Consider the following 19279-nt stretch of genomic DNA (forward strand, 5'->3'; position numbering starts at 1 on the left):
GACGGCGCTGGATTCTATCGTGCCCTCCATGCTTTCTCCACAAAGCCTCGACGCATTCGCAACAGCCGCACGCCAGACTGCCGCCTCGATCAGTCCCGGTCGCCGTAAGGTCGTCGGGGCGAAGTGTTCAGCGAGGAGTGGGTTATGGTCAGCAAACAACGGCATCTGGGCATTCTGCTCACAGGGCTTGCAGTGCTGGGATTGGCAGGGTGCGATTCGGCGCCGGAGCAAGCCGGAACACCCCCGCCGTTGCAGGTGTCGGTGCTAACACTCAAGGCGCGCGAGCTGTCGGTGAGCGAGGATCTGCCGGCGCGTGTGGCCGCCGTGCGCAGTGCCGAGATTCGCGCGCAGATTGGCGGCATTGTCCAGCGCCGTCTGTTCGAGCAGGGGGCTGAAATCGAAGCCGGTGCCGTACTGTTTCAGATCAATCGGGCGCCGTTCAAGGCCGAGGTCGAAAGCGCCGCCGCTGCCTTGCAGCGTGCCGAGGCGGCCTTGGCGCGGGCGCGGGTTCAGGCCGAGCGGCTCACCCCGCTGATGGAGGCCGAAGCCGTTAGCCGCCAGATGTTCGACGATGCCGTGGCCGTGCGCGCCCAGGCCGCCGCCGATGTGGCCCAGGCCAAGGCGACGCTGGCACGGCGCAAGCTGGACCTGGCGTTTGCCAGTGTCGAGGCACCGATTGCCGGGCGCATCGACCAAGCGCTGGTCAGCGAAGGCGCACTGGTTTCGCCGACCGATGCCACGCCGATGGCGCGCATCCAGCAAATCGACCAAGTCTACGTCGATGTGCGCCAGTCTGCCTCGGTGTTGGAGAGGCTGCGTCAGCAGGTCGGCTCGGACAAGCCGGCGCTGACCGTGGATATCCTCGGCAGCGACAGCAAGCCCCTGGGCATGCGCGGGCGCATCCTGTTCTCCGGTATCGAGGTGGACACCGGAACCGGCGACGTACTGCTGCGTGTGCTGGTGGATAACCCGCAGCGTCGCCTGCTGCCCGGCCTCTATGTCCAGGCGCGGATTCCCCGCGCCCATTATCCGGCTGCCCTGAGCGTGCCGCAGCAGGCGGTGACCCGCACTGCGGGGCAGGCCAGCGTGTGGGTGGTGGATGCCCAGAGCCAGGTACGTGCGGTGCCCGTCGAGCTCGGTGAGCTTGTCGAGCGCCGCTACCGCGTGGTGTCCGGGCTCAGCGCCGGGCAGCAGGTGGTGGTCGAGGGCATCGAGCGCCTGCGCCCCGAGGCCCGGGTCGCCACACGGCCTTGGCAGCCCGCTGCCAGTGGCGAACAACTCAGCGCCGTCGTGAACTGAGCCCGGAGAAGCCGCAATGCCCCAGTTCTTCATCAATCGCCCGGTGTTCGCCTGGGTGATCGCCCTGTTCATCGTATTGATCGGCGTCATCGCCATCCCGCAGCTGCCTGTCGCCCGTTACCCCTCGGTGGCACCGCCGTCGGTGACCCTCTACGCCACCTATCCGGGGGCGACCCCACAAACGCTCAACGACTCGGTGGTGAGCCTGGTCGAGCGCGAGCTGTCGGGGGTGAAGAACCTGTTGTACTTCGAGTCCTCGGTCGACACGTCGGGTACCGCGCAGATCACCGCCACGTTCAAGCCTGGCACCGACGCGGAACTGGCGCAGGTGGACGTGCAGAATCGCATCAAGTCGGTCGAGCCCCGCCTGCCCCAAGCCGTGCGACAGAACGGCCTGCAGGTAGAGTCCGCTGCCTCGGGCTTTCTGATGATGGTCGGCATGACCTCGCCCAACGGCCACTTCGACGAAGTCGCGCTGAACGACTACCTGGCGCGCAATATTGTCCAGGAGCTGCGCCGCATCGACGGCGTGGGGCGGGTGCAGTTGTTCGGCGCCGAACAGGCCATGCGCGTCTGGGTCGACCCGAACAAACTCACCGCCTATGGCCTCACCATGAACGAGTTGGCGCAGGCCATCGAGCAGCAGAACGCACAGATCTCCCCGGGCCGGATCGGCGACGAGCCAGCGCTGCCGGGGCAGCGCTTGACCGTGCCGTTGACCGTGCAGGGACAACTGAGCACGCCGGAGGAGTTCGCCGCCGTCGTTCTGCGTGCAGGCGCCGACGGCGCGAAGGTGGTGCTCGGTGACGTGGCGCGGGTCGAACTTGGCGCCCAGTCATATGGTTTTTCCAACCGTGAGAACGGCGTGGCGGCGACCAGTGCCGCCATTCAGCTCTCGCCTGGCGCCAACGCCGTGCGCACTGCATCGAACGTGCGCGAACGCTTGGCCGAGCTGGCGCCGAGCATGCCGGCGGGTATGGCCTACTCGATACCGTTCGACACCGCACCCTTCGTCAAGCTGTCCATCGAGAAGGTGATCTACACCCTGTTCGAGGCGATGGCGCTGGTGTTCCTGGTAATGTTCCTGTTCCTGCAGAACCTGCGCTATACCCTGATCCCGGCCATCGTCGCGCCCATCGCGCTGCTTGGCACCTTCGCGGTGATGCTGCTGGCGGGCTTCTCGATCAATTCGCTGACCATGTTCGGCATGGTGCTGGCCATCGGCATCATCGTCGACGACGCCATCGTGGTGGTGGAGAACGTCGAGCGACTGATGGCCACCGAGGGGCTGTCGCCGAAGGAGGCGACCACGCGGGCGATGAAGGAAATCACCGGGGCGATCATCGGCATCACGCTGGTGCTCACCGCCGTGTTCATCCCCATGGCCTTCGGCAGCGGCTCGGTGGGGGTGATCTACCAGCAGTTCACCCTGTCGATGGCGGTGTCGATCCTGTTCTCGGCCTTCCTCGCCCTGACCCTGACGCCGGCCCTGTGCGCCACGCTGCTGCGCCCGGTGAGCGCCGACCACCATGAAAAACGTGGATTCTTCGGTGCCTTCAACCGGGGCTTCGAGCGCCTCACGGTGCGCTACGGCGCCCGCGTAGCGCGCCTGGTCAGGCGTAGCGGGCGGATGATGGCGGCGTTCGCGGCCCTCTGCGCAGTATTGGCCATTGCCGCCGGGCAGCTACCATCGTCCTTCTTGCCCGAGGAGGACCAGGGCTACTTCATGACCTCCATCCAGTTGCCCACCGGCGCTACCAGCGAACGCACGCTGGACGTGGTCAAGGCCTTCGAGGCCCACGTGGACTCGCGCCCGGCGCTGGACGCCAACCTGGTGGTGCTGGGCTTCAGCTTCGCCGGCTCCGGCCCCAACGCGGCCATGGCCTTCACCATGCTCAAGGACTGGGATCAGCGAGATGGCGCCACGGCCGCCGAAGAAGCCGAACTGGCGCAGCAGGCCATGGCCGACAACGTCGAGGGCACGGTGATGAGCCTGATGCCGCCGGCCATCGACGAGCTGGGCACCTCCTCCGGCTTCACCCTGTTTCTGCAGGATCGGGCCAACCGGGGCGAAACTGCATTGCTTGTCGCGCAGACGCAACTGCTGGCGCTGGCCGCGCAGAGCAAGGTGGTCAGCGATGTCTATCCGGACGGCCTGCCGCCTGGCGAGAGCATCCGCCTGGAAATCGACCGGCAGAAAGCCGAGGCCATGGGCCTGTCCTTCACCGCCGTTAGCAGCACGCTGTCAGCGGCCATGGGCTCGCTGTACGTCAACGATTTCCCGAACGCCGGGCGCATGCAGCAGGTCATTCTGCAGGCCGATGCTTCGGCGCGCATGCAACTGGATGACGTGCTCGGTCTGCGCGTGCGCAATGCCAGCGGCGGCATGGTGCCACTGCGCGAGGTGGTGACGGCGGTGTGGCGCGAGTCGCCACAGCAGATGATGCGCTTTCAGGGCTTTCCGGCGGTGCGCATCGCCGGGGGCGCAGCACCTGGTGTTTCCAGCGGCGCGGCGATGGCCGAGATGGAACGCCTGGTGACACAGTTGCCGAAAGGGTTTGCCGTGGCCTGGACGGGGCAGTCGCTGCAGGAGCGCCAATCGGCCGCGCAGGCGCCGCTGCTGATGCTACTGTCGGCGCTCGTAGTATTCCTGGTGCTGGCAGCGCTGTACGAGAGCTGGTCGATCCCGCTCTCGGTGATGCTGGTGGTGCCGCTGGGCCTGCTCGGTGCGGTGGCAGCGGTGATGCTGCGCGGTATGCCCAACGACGTGTTCTTCAAGGTGGGAATGATCACCATCATCGGCCTGTCGGCAAAGAACGCCATTCTCATCGTCGAGTTCGCCCGCCAGTTGCACGCAGAGGGCCGCACGCTGGTCGATGCTGCGGTGACCGCTGCGCGCCTGCGCCTGCGCCCGATCCTGATGACCTCGCTGGCCTTCACCCTCGGCGTGGTGCCGCTGATGCTCGCCAGCGGCGCCAGCGCGGAAACCCAGCACGCCATCGGCACCGGGGTGTTCGGCGGCATGTTGAGTGGCACCTTGCTGGCGGTGTTCTTCGTGCCGACATTCTTCGTCTTCGTCATCGGAACGCAGGAGCGCTTCGCCGCCTGGCGTGCGCAACGTGGCGCCGTAGCGCTACCTCGGGAGAATCGATGATGCGCCTGTTACTGACCCTGCCTCTGATCGGCTGCCTCACTGCCTGCTCGCTGACGCCGCCCCTGCAACGCCCGCCCGCGCCGGTGCCGTCAAGCTTCCCTGCAACGGCGCAGACACCCGCCTCCGGCGTGCCGGCCAGCGCGCTGGGCTGGCGCGCTATGTTCGGTGACCCACGCCTGCAACGGCTGATCGACCTGGCACTAACCAATAACCGTGATTTGCGCCTAGCGGCGTTGAACGTGGAAGCGACGCGGTCGATGTTCAATATCCAGCAGGCCACGCGCCTGCCGTCGGTGTCGCTCGATGGCAGCCGCACCCGCGAGCGGGCGGTGGCGCCGGGCAATGATGGGCAATCGCCGCGCGAGGTGAGCAACCAGGTCGCGGTGAACGTCGGCACCAGCGCCTTCGAGCTGGATCTGTTCGGCCGTGTGGGCTCGCTGTCCGATGCGGCGCTGGCCCGCTACCTTGCCAGCGAGCAGGGCCGCGATGCGGCGCAGATCGCCCTGGTGGGCGCGGTGGCCGAGGCCTACTTCGCCCAGCGCCTGGCCGACGAGCAACTGCAACTGACCGAACATACCCTGGCCGACTGGCAACAGTCGCTGGAACTGGCACGCCTGCTTAAGCAGGCCGAGCAGAATAGCAGCCTGGACGTGGCCCAGGCCGAAGGGCAGGTGGCCCTCGCCGAAGCCGATCGGGAGGCGCGCCGTCGCGCTCTTGCACGGGCGGACAATGCTCTGCAGTTGCTAGTGGGCAGCGAGTTGCCAGGCGACCTGCCCGCTGGCTTGCCGTTGGAGCGCCAATCGGTGATCGCGCAACTACCGGCGGGCTTGCCAGCCGACCTGCTGCTGAATCGACCGGATCTGCGCCAGGCCGAGCAGGCGCTGGTCGCCGCCAATGCCGATATCGGCGCGGCGCGGGCGGCGTTCTTCCCGCAGATTTCCCTGACCGCGTCCTTCGGTTATGCCAGCACCTCGCTCGGTGGCCTGTTCGACCCGGCCCGGCAGGTCTGGCGTTTCGCCCCGCAGATTTCCCAGCCGCTGTTCCAGGGGGGGCGTCTGCGCGCTGAACTGCGTTTGGCCGAGGTTCGCAAATCCGAGGCGGTCGCCCAGTACGAGCGCGCCATCCAGACCGCCTTTCGTGAAGTGGCCGACACTCTGGCCGGTACGGCCACCTTCGAACGTCAAACTGAGGCACAACTGCGCGCAGTGACGGCGGCCAAGCGGCGTCTCTACCTGTCAGACCTGCGTTACCGCGCTGGCGTCGATGGCCGTTTGGAGTTGCTCGATGCACAGCGCCAGTTGCAGGTGGAACGGCAGACTCTGTTGGAACTGCGCCGCGCGGAAATTGCCAACCGGGTGGCGCTGTACAAGTCCCTCGGGGGTGGCCTGCAGGAACTCAATGCCCCGGAGATTACCGCTGTCACCAAAGGTCAGTAGAGTCCATTCGGCTCGTCCTCGAGTCCGTTCACGAGTGCTGCCATTCCCCACCGGTGGCTGAACCTGCAGACCGATTAGGCGGTCGTCAAGTAGTTGCTACCGAGGAGCCGGGAAAGTCTCATGGGGTTCATGAACCCTTGACGTGCGCGAGGTAGTGGTTGTCGGTGAAGCCAGCCTGCTGCCAGCGCGCTTCAAGATGCCAAAGCCAAGACACGAGCCCCATAACGCTACGGTTCCTTTCCGGAGCCGCTGGGCGATAAGCAAGGCAGAGGCCGAATTGGTCGCTGCCGTCGAAGATACGCGCCGGCAGTCTCGCTCTGAATGGCAGGCCGGTAGCGAGCGGTTTGCGGTCTGATTGGTCGTGATCCCCAGACGACCGATCAGGTGGACGAGCCGTCAACGACAAAAACTTGGCGATCCAGGCATCTCCGCCGTCGGTCTCTCGCATTCGTCCTGAACCTCGACGCTCCATGCGAAACACCATGCATGACGCAAGCCGTCTCAGATAGCGTGAGGCTACGTCCCCTCCAGACCCGCATACGCCGGATCTGACCAACGACCGAAACAAGAATGGTGATTAGTCATTTTTCGAGAACATAGCTGTTCAATTTCATCTGATTATCTTTAGATTGATATCCGATAAGGTGTCCTCACTACCTGTTTCGACCCTTGAGGGTCGTGTCAGGGCTGTCGAAACAAGTCTGGAGGACACCTCATGAACGCACCCGAAAGAATCCACTCCCCAATGGTCGATGCGGCGCAGCTGCGCCGTGCCGATCACCTCATCGAACCGCTGTTCCTGCAGCGCTGGTCGCCGCGAGCCTTTGATGCATCGAACTTGGCGCCGGAGAATCTGATGCGCATGCTCGAGGCTGCGCGCTGGGCGGCCTCGGCATACAACGTGCAGCCGTGGCGATTCGTTTATGCGTTGAGGGGCGATGCGGTGTGGTCGCGCTGGCTGGGGCTGCTCGACCCCTTCAACGCCGCCTGGGCCAGTAAGGCGTCGGCGCTGGTCTTCCTGTGTTCCGATCGTCTCATGCCGGCACGGGACGGGCATGCGCGGCAGCCGTCGAGAAGCCATCGCTTTGACGCCGGCGCGGCCTGGGCGCAGTTGTCTCTGCAGGCGGCTGCCATGGGCTACCAGGCCCATGCGATGGGTGGGATAGACGTCGACGCCGTCCGCGAGGTGCTGGCGGTACCCGAGCATTTCGAGGTCGAGGTCGGTATTGCGATCGGCCGCCAGGCTTCGCCCACGCAACTGGCGCCGGCATTGCGCGAGCGCGAGCTGCCCAGTGAGCGTCTGCCGCTGGCGCAACTGGCGTTCGAGGCGCGATTTCCGCGCGTGGTGACTTGAGGGAGGGCGACCATGCAAACGATATCGGGCACGCCGGTCGCGGGGCGTTGGGCCGCGGTGGCGCAGTCGCCTTCTGTGCTGCTGGTGGTCACGGGGACGCTGATCGGCCTCAATTTTCCACTCGGCAAGCTGGGCGGGCAGGCCGGTGTGTCGCCGGCCATGTGGGCGCTGCTGATCTCGTTTGGCGCATCGGCGGCGCTGCTGCCGGTGCTGTGGCTGCGCGGGCGCTTGCGGTGGCCGTCGGTGCGCATCCTTCGATACTCGGTCATCTCGTCGCTGGTGTCCTTCGTGGGGCCGAACCTGCTGCTGTTCTCGGTGATGCCGCATGCCGGCGCCGGCTATACCGGGCTCATGTTTGCGCTCTCGCCGGTGGTCACGGTGCTGTTCGCCGGGCTGTGTCGCTTGCGCACGCCTGGGCGCCTGGGTCTGCTCGGGGTGGCGGTGGGTCTGGTTGGTGCGGTGGTGGTCAACGTCAGCCGGGGCGGCGATGCGGCCGGTCCGTCGGCGTACTGGTTGATGCTCGCGCTGTTGATACCGGTCAGCCTGGCCGGGGGCAATGTGTATCGTACGCTCGCCTGGCCACCGGATGCGGCGCCCAATGTGCTGGCCTTCTGGGGCCAGGTCTGTTCCAGCGTGGTGTTTGTGGCGGTACTGATGGCGACCGAGGGACGCATTCCCGTGGCCGACGTGGTGCCGGCCGGTGGGGCGGCAGTCGGGCAGTTGGTGGTGGCGGCAATGACCTTCCCGGCGGTCTTTCGGCTTCAGCAGCGCGGCGGGCCGGTACTGTTCAGCCAGATCGGCTATGTGGCCGCCGCCGTGGGCCTGATCGTGGCCACGATTGCGCTTGGCGAACGCTACGCGACGCTGACCTGGGTGGGCGCGGGCGTGATTGGCGCGGGCATCGGCATTACGGTGCTGTCGCAATGGCGGGATGGACGGGTGCTTACGGCTCCCAGCGCGGCGGGTCCTGGATCTGTTCGGTCATGAAGTCGACGAAGGCGCGAATCTTCGGTGACAGGTGCTTGCGCTGCGGATACACCGCGTAGATCGAAATCTCCAGCGCGGTGTAGTCGCTCAGCACGGCCTTGAGCCGGCCGGCCCGGATGTCGGCACCGACCACGAAGGTGGGGGTGAGCATCACGCCGGCTCCCTGCAGCACCACCTCGCGCAAGGCGAGGCTGTTGTTCATTCGCAGCCGGTGCTCGAGGCTGACGCGGTGGAAACTGCCATCCGGCGCAGTGAAGCGCCATTCGTCCGGTGAGTCGTGGTAGCGAAACACCAGGGCAGAGTGGTGCGCCAGATCTTCCGGCGTCTGCGGCACGCCATGGCGCGCGAAATAGTCGGGCGTGCCGCACACCACGTGTCTGCAGGGGCCGAGACGACGGGCCACGAGGGACGAATCCGGCAGGTCGCCAATGCGGATGGCCAGGTCGACACCTTCATCCACGAGATCCACCTTGCGGTCGTCTAGCACCATGTCCACCGTCAATTCGGGGTAGCGCGCCTGAAAGGCCGGCAGGTGCGGCGCGACGTGCAGGATGCCGAACGACATCGGGCTGTTGATGCGCAGTTCGCCGCGTGGCGTGCCCTGTAAACGGGAGACCTCGGCCTCGGCATCCTCGATTTCCAGCAGGCCGCGCCAACTGCGCTCGAAGAAGGCGCGTCCGACTTCGGTGAGGCTCAAGCGTCGCGTGCTGCGGTTGAGCAGGCGCGCGCCGAGGCGGTCCTCGAGGCGGGAGACGTACTTGCTCACCACCGATTTGGACATGTCCAGCTTGTGGGCCGCAGCGGTGAAGCTGCCGCTGTTGACCACCTGGACGAATACAGCGACATCATTGAGGGTGTCCATGGCGCTTCTGATGGTGAATAGGCGACAACGATCTTATCGGTATTGTGGCCGTCTGTTCTTCAGGCCGGGGCGAAAATTAGTCATCCCCGGCTGAGGGGCGTACGCAGGGCGCTATGCTGGCAGGTGTATCACTGATCGGAACTTGTGATTCATTCTGCGTGTCTTCCAGACGTTGTTTGGCTCGGAACATTGTGCGATGACAGGTGGAGTAGTCTGCAGTACATTGGCAACTCACCATCAGTTGAATCCTGTGCTCCGGCGCGAGATTTCTCCACTGTCGCCTGATTTCCTGGAAGCTTCGCAGCGGCGAGATCCGGTTCGCAATTATTTCGTCAAAAGTCGGATGAAAGTGTGAAAAACATCATAAATGATATAAAAGAATAATTTGATGGATGGCCGGTCAGCTTTAGCATAGGACCTACACCTAGGACTGCTTGTTCGAGACCATGCGCCCAACCTTTGTCTTGAGGATTTTCCCTGAGGGGTTGCGATTGGAGCGTGCCGCCTTGGTAAGACGCATTTCTATGAGCTTGGTCTGGATGGTTCTGGCCATACTGGCATGTGCGGCGCGTGCAGATGGCAAGACGTTGCGGGTTGTCACCGATAACAACTACCCACCGTATGTCTTCCTTGGCCCAGATGGGCAAGCCCAAGGCTACATTGTCGACCTTTGGAAACTCTGGGAGAAGAAGACGGGCGTGACCGTCGATTTCCAGGCTGTTCAATGGGCGATTGCTCAACGGAGGCTGCTCGAAGGGCAGGCCGACGTGATCGACATGATCTATCGCACCCCGACCCGCGAACAGCTCTATGATTTCTCGCAACCCTACGCAACGCTGCCGGTTAGCATATTCGTAGACGCGTCAGTTCACGGAATTATTGACGTCAGTACCATGCAGGGGTTCTCTGTTGGCGTTCAGCGCGGGGACGCCTGTATCGAACAGCTCACGATGATGGGGGTCGGCAATCTGGTTCCCTATCCCAATTACGAAGCCATTCTGGCCTCCGCGCGTGCAGGTCAGATCAAGATGTTCTGTATGGATGAGGCCCCAGCCAACTATTACCTCTATCTGTATCGCGACCAAATGCGCATTGCCAAGGCATTCACATTATACGAAGGGCAGTTTCACTGGGCGGTGGCAAAGGGGAGTCAGGATATCTTTGCGGTCGTTCGGAACGGCATGGATCTCATTACCGCCGCCGAGCGCGACGCCTTGCATAAGAAGTGGTTTGTGCAGCCGGTGGAGTACAAGTCCTATCTGAAGCTGGCCTTGGTCGTCATTGGCGTTGTGCTGGCCATAGTGGCCGCCGTCACATTGTGGATCCGTTTCCTTCGTCGGCTGGTGAATGCGAGGACTGTCGAGGTTCGCCAGAAGAACGAGGCGCTGGAGCTCGCGACGCGCCACCTTATGGTGGAGCAGGCTCAACTGCGGGCGGTCTTCGAGAGCAGTCCCGATGCCATCGCACTTAAAGATCGCAACGGCGTGTACGTTGACTGCAACACCGTCGCCGCGCAGATGCTCGGCCGGTCTCGAGACCAGATTGTTGGCCACACTGACGGCGAACTTTTCAGGGATGAGGCGTTTGTTGCATTCGTGAAGCGGTACGACCAGGACGTGCTACATGGCAAGCGACGTGTGTATGAGAGGCAATTCGACGCAGCCGACGGCTCGGCACGTCACAGTGAAATTGTGAAAGTGCCAGTTCGCGCCGCCGATGGAGCGATCGAGCGCGTGCTGATTGTTGGACACGACTTGACCGAACGTCATCGTTCCGAACAAGAGCTCCGAATTGCAGCGGTCGCTTTCGAAAGTCACGACGGCATGATGATCACGGATACCCGCGGAATGATTCAACGTATCAACGCGGCGTTCTCACGCATGAGTGGCTATTCGGCCGATGAGGTCGTGGGCCGCACACCGCGTTTTCTGAATTCGGGGGTGAATGGCCGTAACTTCTACGGTGCGATTGTGGCAGCCTTGTCGCGCAAGGGTTACTGGGCCGGCGAAATTACCAATCGGCACCGTGATGGCGGAACATTTATCACCCGCGTGTCGATCACTGTGGTGCCGGATGCGCAGGGGCAGCCGCTTCACTATGTTTGCCATTTCCAGGATATCTCGGCGGAACGGCAGGCTCAGGCGCTTGCGGAACACCTGAGACGGTTTGACCAGCTCACAGGTCTGCCGAACCGTAGTCTGCTGGAAGAGCGCATCGACCGTGCGTTGATCGACAGCGCAGAGAGTCACGAGTTTGGCGCCGTGATGATGCTCGACCTTGACTTCTTTCAAAAGGTGAATGATTCACGAAGCCATGCTGTTGGTGACCGCGTGCTTATTGAAGTGGCTGATCGAATGAAGGCTGCTGTCAAAGAGGGCGATACGATCGGCCGGTTTGCGGGCGACAGTTTCGTCCTGATCGCCGCAAATCTGGGACGGGATCGCCAAGCTGCGGCCGGAAGCGCACAAGCGTTGGCGGAGACGGTCCGGCTGGCGGTCAGCGAGCCGATGGAAGTTGGCGAGCACCGGATCGTGAGTACGGTTTCGATCGGCATGACGATGTTCTTTGGTCGCCAGACGCCTGCGGATGCATTGCTGCGCCAAGCGGAGCTGGCCATGTACAAGAGCAAGAATATAGGTCGTAATGCTGTACGATTTTTCGAAGACGAAATGCAGCTGGAGCTGGACCGGCGCAATCTTCTGGAAGACGAATTGCGTGACGCTATTGAACATCAACAGCTCGCGTTGTACTACCAGGTGCAGGTCGATAACGAGGGTGTCCCCGTCGGCGCCGAGGCACTCGTGCGTTGGATCCATCCGGTGCGAGGCGTCGTGCCGCCTTCAGCGTTCATCCCGCTGGCAGAGGAGACGGGCCTGATTGAGCCAATCGGCCGTTGGGCGCTCGCAACGGCATGTCGGCAACTTTCCAGATGGTCGAGTCACGAGGTGTTCTGTTGTTTGAGTCTTGCCGTCAACGTGAGCCCGCGCCAGTTCAAATCCGCCACCTTCGTTCAGGACGTTCTTGCTGAACTGGAGCGAACCGGGGCGTCGGCTTGCAAGCTGAAACTCGAGGTGACCGAGAGCCTTGCAATAGATGATTTCGATGCGTCGGTCGATAAGCTTGAACGACTCAAGCAGAGCGGCATACGGATTTCGCTGGACGATTTCGGCACGGGGAATTCTTCGCTCAACTATTTGACGAAACTGCCGCTGGCGCAACTGAAGATTGACAAGTCATTTGTTGATGAGCTGCCGGCAAGCCACCGCGATGCAATGGTGGCCCAGACAATCATTGCCATGGGCCGGGGCCTGGAGCTCGATGTGATAGCTGAGGGCGTCGAAACCCGCGCGCAGTATGAATATCTTGCAGACCAAGGTTGTCATGCATTTCAAGGTTATCTGTTCGGAAGACCTCAGCCTCTGAGCGTCTTCGAGGCGGAAGTTCGTGAGCAGACTGCATTGCAGGCCTCCCGATGAAATACAGCAGCAGTCGACTTTTCTCCTGGGTCGGATTTTGTGTGCTGACTGTTTTCTCGGCAATGTCGACGCATGCCGGTACGTTGGTGATCGCAACGGTGGACAATGGCCACATGCTTCGTCTGCAAGACCTGAGTAGCTTCTTTGAGAAGGAGCATCCGGATATTCACCTTCGGTGGGCTGTCTTCAAGGAAAGCGTGCTGAGGCAGGCTGTTCGAGCTGACATCAATACGCAGGGCGGGCAATTCGATGTGATCACCATTGGCACGTTTGAAGCACCGATCTGGGCTTCCCGTGGCTGGATTGTTCCGATCCGCACTGGATCTGATTACGACGTCGACGACCTTCTGCCCAATGTCCGAGAATCACTCTCATACGACGGCGTTCTCTACGGCGCGCCGATCTATGGTGAGAGTTCCATGTTGATGTATCGCAAGGATCTGATGCGCAAGGCGGGACTCGAGATGCCTCGCAATCCGACCTGGACACAAGTTGCCGCATTTGCTGCCAAGCTCCACGACCCCGCAAATGGTGTGTATGGCATTTGTCTGCGTGGTAGTCCGGGTTGGGGGGAAAACATGACGTTGGTGACGACAATCGTCAATGCGTTCGGGGGCCAATGGTTCGACATGGATCAGCGCCCTCGGTTAGACAGCCAGGCGTGGAGCCGTGCTGTAGGTCTTTATGTTGATCTGCTGAAAGCATATGGTCCGCCCGGAGCGGTTTCGATGGGATACAACGAGATTCTGGCGCTGTTTCGGACAGGCAAATGCGCGCAATGGGTCGATGCGACGGTTGCCGCAGGTTTCCTCGCGGACCCGGAGTCGAGCGCGGTGGCAAACGAGGTTGGCTTCGCCGCCGCGCCGTCCGAGGTGACGACCAAAGGTTCGCATTGGCTTTGGGCTTGGGCGCTGGCTATTCCGCGTGGCACCGATCCGGTCCGGGAAACTGATGCGCAGAAATTCATCACTTGGGCGACCTCACGCGAGTACATCAGGCTGGTTGCTGCACGGAATGGCTGGTCGGCTGTGCCGACGGGTGCTCGTCGCTCGACCTACGCAAACCCGGATTTTCAGCGGGTGGCGCCTTGGGCCAAATATGAGCTTGAGGGGATACTTCGCGCCGATCCGACGGACGCTACATTGTCTCCCAGCCCCTATTCAGGGATCCAGTTCGTGACGATTCCTCCGTTCCGCGCCATTGGCGATGAAGTTGGCAAGTTGATCCGCCAAGCAGTCACAGGACACTTGAGCGTGAAAGAAGCGCTTGCCCGAGGGCAGTACTTCGCGCAGCGGCAGATGCTTCTAAATGGCTACCCGAAATGGAAATGAGGTTTTCTTAGCCGCCACTACCCCGCAGATCAGAGGCCGAGCTGGGCGGTCAGAGCGGTTTCGACCGGCATGGCTTCGCGTCCGAGCAGTCGGGCGAAGTCGCCGGTCTGGATGTCGTAGCCGCCGCGGTCCATGGCGGCGAACATGCCGGCCAGCGCGTCGGCCAGCCATTGCGGCATACCGGTGGCGCCGACCAGAATCGCCGCGTAGTCGGCCGTCGGCAGCACGTGGTAAGCCACCGGCTTGCCGCTGCGCACTTCGAGCAGCGCGGCCACGTCGGCCATGTTCAGTGCGGTGGGGCCGGTCAGGGTGTAGGTCTTTCCCGCGTGTCCTTCAGTCGTCAGCACCCGCGCGGCCGCAGCGGCGAGGTCGGCGCGGCGGATGAAACGCGCCTTGCCATGCTGGTTGGGCGATGCCACGCCGCGTTCGGCATAGCCATTGACGAAGGCGGGCAGTACGTCGGTATAGACCCCATGGCGCAGGATAGTGGTGTCGAGGTCGCTTTCTGCCAGTGCGCGCTCGGTGTCCGCATGGATGCGGGCGAAGCCGAAAGGCGAATCTTCTGCGGTATCGACGAAGCTGGTGTAGACAATGCGCTTGACGCCAGCGCGCTTGGCGGCGGCAATGGCATTGCGGTGCTGCGCGATGCGGATGTCGATCGGGGCATCGCCGGAGACCAGGTAGAGGGTGTCGATGCCCTGGTAGGCGGCGTCGAGGCTTGCGGGATCGGCGTAGTCGGCCTTGCGCAGCTGGACGCCCTTGGTTTCGAGTGCGGCTGCGGCTTCCGGCTTGCGCGTACCGGCGACGATCTGTGCGGCAGGGGTGCCGCTTTCGATGAGGGCGTTGATGACAGCGTTGCCGAGTTGGCCGGTGGCGCCTGCGATGAAGATCATGATCTGCTCCTGTGGTGGTTGAGGTCCCGATGGGATGGGACGCATCTTGCCTATCCTCAATATGTAGATAAACGCCGGGAATATCATATGATTGATACGTTCAGTACATAAATCGAGGTGGAGATGGACCGGCTTCAGTCGATGAAGATTCTGACCTGCGTGGTCGACAGCGGCGGTTTCTCGGCGGCAGCCGATCAGCTGGGCCTGTCTCAGGCCCAGGTCACGCGCCATGTCGCGGCACTCGAATCCGATCTCGGCCTGCGCCTGCTCGAGCGCACGACGCGGCGCATGCATCTGACCGAGATCGGTGAGGCATACCTGGAACGCTGCCGGCGGATACTGGCGCTGGTCGAAGAGGCTGATGCGATGGGGGAGGCGCACCGTGGCGAGCCGCGTGGGGTGTTGCGGCTGACCAGTTCCGTATCCTTCGCGCGCGTGCATCTGGCTCCGGCGGTTGCGGCGTACATGCAGCAGTTTCCGGAGACGGGCTTCGATCTCATACTCAGCGACCGAACGCTCAACATGGTCGACGAGGGCATCGATCTCGCGTTCCGGATCACGCAGGCCGTGGATCCGGGCCTGGTGGCGCGGCGCCTGGCGCCGTGTCGCATCGTGGTCTGTGCCGCGCCTGCCTACATCGAACGCAGGGGACGGCCGTCGACGCCGGCCGATCTGCTCGCTCACGACTGTCTGAGCCACAGTTACTTCAAGCGCAGCGTCTGGCCGTTTCGCGGCGCGGGCGGTGAGCAGAACATCGCCGTGCACACGCGCGTGGCCGGCGATGTGGATTTTCTGCATGCGCTGGCGCGCGCCGGGGCAGGGGTGGCGCATCTGCCGTCCTACATGCTGGGTGACGACATCCGCGCTGGCGCGCTGGTGCCGCTACTCGAAAACGACGAGATTCCGCCCGCTTCGATCTACGCCGTCTATCCGAGCCGTCACTATCTGCTGCCCAAGGTCAGGAGCTTTCTCGATTTCTTTGCTGCGTGGATTGGTGATCCGCCTTATTGGGATCGCGACTGGCGGTAAGGCATCCGTTCATGCGCCCGGTGCTCGCGAGCGGCGTAAGGTGCGGTCGCGGCGAAGCGCCCTTGCAGAAACGTCGGCAATACCGCCTGTTTGACAGGGCGCGAGGGCGTGCGACGTGGTCTCACTGCTCGTCGTTTCGGCGCAGGAGCAGTCGGACAAACGCGTCCGCGGCAGGGGACAGGGTCGTGTTTCGTCTTCGGATCACGACAATCTTGCGTTTGATGGTCGGACCTTTCAGCGGAATCCGGCGCAGGCCCGGGCGCGCGCCGACTTCGAGCGTGGAGGAGGGCAGTATGGCTGCCCCGACGCCTGCGGCAACAAGGCCGATCGCCGTGGACAGGTGTCTGACCTCGTAGCGTCCGGACAGGTTGATGCCGTGCTTCTCGAGCTGCGCGTCCAGTGCAAGCCGGTTCGCACTCATGGTGCTGATGGCGATCAATTCCGCTTCGTGCAGATCGGACCACACCACATGATCACGATTGCTGAGCGGATGTTCTTCCCGGCAGAAGAACATGTAGGGGTCTTCCAGCAGCTGTGTCTCTTCCAGTTCCTGGTGTCGGTCGGTGGGCAGGCCAATCCCGATTTCGGCCTGGCCATGCAGGACGGCATCGCGGACTTCGAAACCGCTTGCATCGATGATCCTGATCCGGTTTCCGGGGTAGGCGAGCGCATAGCGGCGGATTGCCGCCGGCAGCGCCTGTGAAGCCATGGTCGGAATGCATGCAATGGTGAAATTGCCGCGCCCCCTGCTGGACATGTCCTTCAGCGTGCCGACCGCGCGCGTGACCTCGCCAACGATGGATTTCGCCTGAGGCAGGAATTCGCGCCCGACTGCGGTGAGTTCCACGTATCGGGTCGTGCGGTCGAGCAGGCGCAGGTCCAGATAGGCCTCCAGCTTCTGCAGACGTCGGGTGAGGGCTGTCTGGGTCACGTGCAGGTGTTCGGACGCCTTGCTGAATCCGCCCAGCTCCGCAATGGCGACAAAGGCCTGAATGCCGTCGAAGTCGATCTTCATGCTGTGTGTCTCCTGGCTGGAATCTCGTTTTGTTTATGCAAGGATAGCAATAATTACGAAATTTATTGCATTTCCATCATTTAGCACTCCGCCCTAACATGCATCAAAACAGGCACAGCCGATGGTGCAGGAGACGAGCAGATGAAAAGCATACCGTGCGTTCTGATGAGAGGGGGGGCCTCGAAGGGCCTGTTCTTCCTTGCCCGGAGTCTGCCGGCATCTGTCGCCGAACGTGACCGCCTGCTGCTTGCGGCGATGGGTTCGCCGGATCTGCGCCAGGTCGACGGCATGGGTGGGGGCGACAGTCAGAGCAGCAAGGTGGTGATCGTGGGACCGTCGAGCCGACCCGACGCCCAGCTCGAGCACCTGTTCGTGCAAGTCTCGGTGGCTCGGAACTACGTCGATGTTCGGCCCAATAGCGGCAACATGCTCTCCGGCGTGGTTCCCTTCGCCATCGATGCGGGTCTGATTGCGGCGACCTCGCCGACCACGACGGTGCGCGTACTCAATCTGAACAGCGGCAAGATCGCCGAAGTGACCGTGCAGACGCCCGGCGGCAAGCTGACCTATGAGGGCAACTGCCGGCTTGATGGCGTGCCCGGGAGCTTTGCGCCGATCACGCTGCGCTTTCTCGATCCCGCTGGCACCCGTACCGGGGTGTTGCTGCCAACCGGCCGGGCTCGCGACCTGATCGGCGATGTCGAAGTCAGCTGTATCGATTGCGCGATCCCGCTGGTTCTGGTCAAGGCCGAAGCGCTGGGCAAGACCGGCCATGAATCCAAGGCGGAACTCGATGCCGATGCGGCGTTCTCGCAGCGGCTGAAGGCAATTCGTTTCGAGGCCGCCAGGCTGATGGGTCTCGAAGAGGGGGAGAGCGTGGCGCTGCCCAAGATCGCCATCGTCGCGTCGCCGCGTCACGGCGGCAGCATTGCCGCGCGTTATTTTTCGCCGAAATGGTGTCACGCCACTTTCGGTATTTCGGGAGCATTGGCACTGGCAGCAGCCTGTCATGTCGGCGGCTCGGTGGCCGAACACTTCGTCGAACTCGATATCGATCATCCCGGCCAGATCGTGATCGAGCACCCAAGCGGCACCCTGTCTTTCAAGGTGCAACTGGCAGAGCGGGCCGCCACCCCGATTCCCGCTATTCGTAGCGCCACCGTTGTGACGACCGCGAGGCCGTTGCTCAGTGGCGACGTCCTGGTGCCCTGAGGGGCATCGTCAGGCATCACAGGCTCGATCGATGCCGACTTTCATTTGATCCATTCAAGAGCCACAACAGATTCAGACAGACCACAAAGAGGAGACACACCATGAACCGCATGCTCGCCATTTCCGCCGCTGTTGGCATCTTCTGTTCCGGCGCCGCCCTTGCGCAGGAGCCGATCGTGATCAAGTTTTCGCATGTCGTCGCCGCGGAGACGCCCAAGGGCCAGGCCACGGATTTCTTCAAGAAGCGCGCCGAAGAATTGACCAACGGCAGGGTCAAGGTCGAGGTCTTCGGTAACAGCACGCTGTACAAGGACAAGGAAGAACTCGAGGCGCTGCAGTTGGGGTCGGTCCAGATGCTGGCGCCTGTTGCCAGCAAGTTTGCGCCGGCTGGCATCAAGGAGTTCGAAGTTTTCGACCTGCCCTACATCTTCCCCGACGCCGAGGCGCTGCACCGTGTGACCCGTGGCCCGATCGGCGAGTCCCTGCTCAAGAAACTCGAGCCGCGTGGCATGGTCGGCCTCGGCTTCTGGGATGCGGGCTTTCGCGTGCTGAGCTCGAACAAGCCGATCCATGTGCCGGACGATGCCAAGGGTCAGAAGATCCGCATCAACTCGTCAAAGGTGAACCAGGCGATCATGCGCTCGATCGGTGCGCTGCCCCAGAGCATGGCCTTTTCCGAGGTCTACCAGGCGCTGCAGACCGGTGTCGTGGATGGCGCGGACGGCAACATGGCCAACCTCTACACCCAGAAGCAGTACGAAGTGCAGAAATACGTCACGCTGACCCATCACACCTATAGCGGCTATGTCGTGGTCGCCAACAAGAAGTTCTGGGACGGGCTGCCTGCCGATATCCGCGGCCAGCTGGAAGTTGCGATGAAGGAAGCCATCGCCTTCAACGACAAGGTTGCCGAGCAGGATGAAGCGCACGCGATCGCCGAGATCAAGGCTTCCGGCAAGACCGAGATCTACACCCCGACCGCTGCCGAGAAGGCGCTCTGGATCAAGGCAATGGAGCCGGTGCAGGACGAACTCGCCCCGCGCGTAGGTAAGGAGCTGGTCGAGGCCATCCGCAAGGAAACCGCGGCCGTCGCCAAGTAATCATCCTCGCGGCGTGCGGCGGGGGGGGCCGGGGCCACGCCCGCCCCCCCCACTTTTACGCGGCGGTTCCAATGAAAATCCTCCATCACCTGGGGGGGGGGGTCGATCACGTCCCCAACCGCGCACGCACG

The 19279-nt window shown here is 62.9% G+C and carries 13 protein-coding genes; 10 read left to right on the forward strand and 3 right to left on the reverse strand.

Annotated elements, in window-relative coordinates:
• Positions 1-144: 144 nt before the first annotated feature.
• The 5 genes from J5J83_RS01475 (at position 145) to J5J83_RS01495 (ending at position 8230) form a co-directional block, all read left to right on the forward strand.
• Positions 145-1299, forward strand: a complete 1155-nt coding sequence (locus J5J83_RS01475; protein WP_212344398.1) for an efflux RND transporter periplasmic adaptor subunit — start codon at positions 145-147, stop codon at positions 1297-1299.
• Positions 1300-1315: 16 nt separating this feature from the next.
• Positions 1316-4453, forward strand: coding sequence for a multidrug efflux RND transporter permease subunit (locus J5J83_RS01480; protein ID WP_212344401.1), 3138 nt, complete (start codon positions 1316-1318; stop codon positions 4451-4453).
• On the forward strand, positions 4450-5889 hold the full coding sequence (locus J5J83_RS01485) for an efflux transporter outer membrane subunit (RefSeq protein WP_249115582.1): 1440 nt from the start codon (positions 4450-4452) through the stop codon (positions 5887-5889). Before J5J83_RS01480 ends, J5J83_RS01485 begins: the two co-directional genes overlap by 4 nt.
• 715 nt (positions 5890-6604) lie before the next feature.
• A complete protein-coding gene (locus J5J83_RS01490) occupies positions 6605-7243 on the forward strand; it encodes a nitroreductase family protein (RefSeq protein ID WP_212344404.1) in 639 nt (212 codons plus the stop codon).
• 12 nt (positions 7244-7255) lie between these two features.
• On the forward strand, positions 7256-8230 hold the full coding sequence (locus tag J5J83_RS01495) for a DMT family transporter (RefSeq protein WP_212344406.1): 975 nt from the start codon (positions 7256-7258) through the stop codon (positions 8228-8230).
• Here J5J83_RS01495 and J5J83_RS01500 read toward each other — a convergent pair.
• On the reverse strand, positions 8187-9092 hold the full coding sequence (locus J5J83_RS01500; protein WP_212344409.1) for a LysR family transcriptional regulator: 906 nt from the start codon (positions 9090-9092) through the stop codon (positions 8187-8189). The genes J5J83_RS01495 and J5J83_RS01500 overlap by 44 nt on opposite strands.
• Positions 9093-9526: 434 nt before the next feature.
• Between J5J83_RS01500 and J5J83_RS01505 the strand changes: the two genes are divergently transcribed.
• Both J5J83_RS01505 and J5J83_RS01510 read left to right on the forward strand, forming a co-directional pair.
• Positions 9527-12568, forward strand: coding sequence for an EAL domain-containing protein (locus tag J5J83_RS01505; protein WP_249115583.1), 3042 nt, complete (start codon positions 9527-9529; stop codon positions 12566-12568).
• Positions 12565-13899, forward strand: coding sequence for a sugar ABC transporter substrate-binding protein (locus J5J83_RS01510; protein WP_212344412.1), 1335 nt, complete (start codon positions 12565-12567; stop codon positions 13897-13899). Before J5J83_RS01505 ends, J5J83_RS01510 begins: the two co-directional genes overlap by 4 nt.
• 29 nt (positions 13900-13928) lie before the next feature.
• On the opposite strand, the gene J5J83_RS01515 is transcribed toward J5J83_RS01510, so the two are convergent.
• Positions 13929-14792: an SDR family oxidoreductase gene (locus J5J83_RS01515; RefSeq protein WP_212344415.1), complete on the reverse strand. Its 864-nt coding sequence runs from the start codon at positions 14790-14792 to the stop codon at positions 13929-13931.
• 123 nt (positions 14793-14915) lie between these two features.
• On the opposite strand from J5J83_RS01515, the gene J5J83_RS01520 reads away from it, so the two are divergent.
• Positions 14916-15821: a LysR family transcriptional regulator gene (locus tag J5J83_RS01520; RefSeq protein WP_212344417.1), complete on the forward strand. Its 906-nt coding sequence runs from the start codon at positions 14916-14918 to the stop codon at positions 15819-15821.
• 121 nt (positions 15822-15942) lie between these two features.
• Here J5J83_RS01520 and J5J83_RS01525 read toward each other — a convergent pair whose 3' ends face one another.
• The gene (locus J5J83_RS01525) at positions 15943-16836 is read right to left on the reverse strand and encodes a LysR family transcriptional regulator (protein ID WP_212344419.1); all 894 of its coding nucleotides are present in this window, start codon (positions 16834-16836) and stop codon (positions 15943-15945) included.
• Positions 16837-16977: 141 nt separating this feature from the next.
• Between J5J83_RS01525 and J5J83_RS01530 the strand changes: the two genes are divergently transcribed.
• Together J5J83_RS01530 and J5J83_RS01535 are read left to right on the forward strand one after the other, a co-directional pair.
• Positions 16978-18048 (forward strand): PrpF domain-containing protein, encoded by a 1071-nt coding sequence (locus tag J5J83_RS01530; RefSeq protein WP_212344421.1) that lies wholly within the window; start codon positions 16978-16980, stop codon positions 18046-18048.
• 101 nt (positions 18049-18149) lie between these two features.
• Positions 18150-19148 (forward strand): DctP family TRAP transporter solute-binding subunit, encoded by a 999-nt coding sequence (locus J5J83_RS01535; protein WP_212344422.1) that lies wholly within the window; start codon positions 18150-18152, stop codon positions 19146-19148.
• Positions 19149-19279 lie beyond the last annotated feature (131 nt).

The sequence above is a fragment of the Azoarcus sp. L1K30 genome, from assembly GCF_018122735.1.
GTDB lineage: Bacteria > Pseudomonadota > Gammaproteobacteria > Burkholderiales > Rhodocyclaceae > Parazoarcus.

Bases quoted from the DNA above. Each gene is read 5' to 3' on its own strand.
- J5J83_RS01530 (WP_212344421.1), top strand. From the start codon at position 16,978: ATGAAAAGCATACCGTGCGTTCTGATGAGAGGGGGGGCCTCGAAGGGC.
- J5J83_RS01510 (WP_212344412.1), top strand. From the start codon at position 12,565: ATGAAATACAGCAGCAGTCGACTTTTCTCCTGGGTCGGATTTTGTGTG.
- J5J83_RS01520 (WP_212344417.1), top strand. From the start codon at position 14,916: ATGGACCGGCTTCAGTCGATGAAGATTCTGACCTGCGTGGTCGACAGC.
- J5J83_RS01500 (WP_212344409.1), bottom strand. From the start codon at position 9,092: ATGGACACCCTCAATGATGTCGCTGTATTCGTCCAGGTGGTCAACAGC.
- J5J83_RS01485 (WP_249115582.1), top strand. From the start codon at position 4,450: ATGATGCGCCTGTTACTGACCCTGCCTCTGATCGGCTGCCTCACTGCC.
- J5J83_RS01495 (WP_212344406.1), top strand. From the start codon at position 7,256: ATGCAAACGATATCGGGCACGCCGGTCGCGGGGCGTTGGGCCGCGGTG.
- J5J83_RS01535 (WP_212344422.1), top strand. From the start codon at position 18,150: ATGAACCGCATGCTCGCCATTTCCGCCGCTGTTGGCATCTTCTGTTCC.
- J5J83_RS01475 (WP_212344398.1), top strand. From the start codon at position 145: ATGGTCAGCAAACAACGGCATCTGGGCATTCTGCTCACAGGGCTTGCA.
- J5J83_RS01480 (WP_212344401.1), top strand. From the start codon at position 1,316: ATGCCCCAGTTCTTCATCAATCGCCCGGTGTTCGCCTGGGTGATCGCC.
- J5J83_RS01515 (WP_212344415.1), bottom strand. From the start codon at position 14,792: ATGATCTTCATCGCAGGCGCCACCGGCCAACTCGGCAACGCTGTCATC.
- J5J83_RS01490 (WP_212344404.1), top strand. From the start codon at position 6,605: ATGAACGCACCCGAAAGAATCCACTCCCCAATGGTCGATGCGGCGCAG.
- J5J83_RS01525 (WP_212344419.1), bottom strand. From the start codon at position 16,836: ATGAAGATCGACTTCGACGGCATTCAGGCCTTTGTCGCCATTGCGGAG.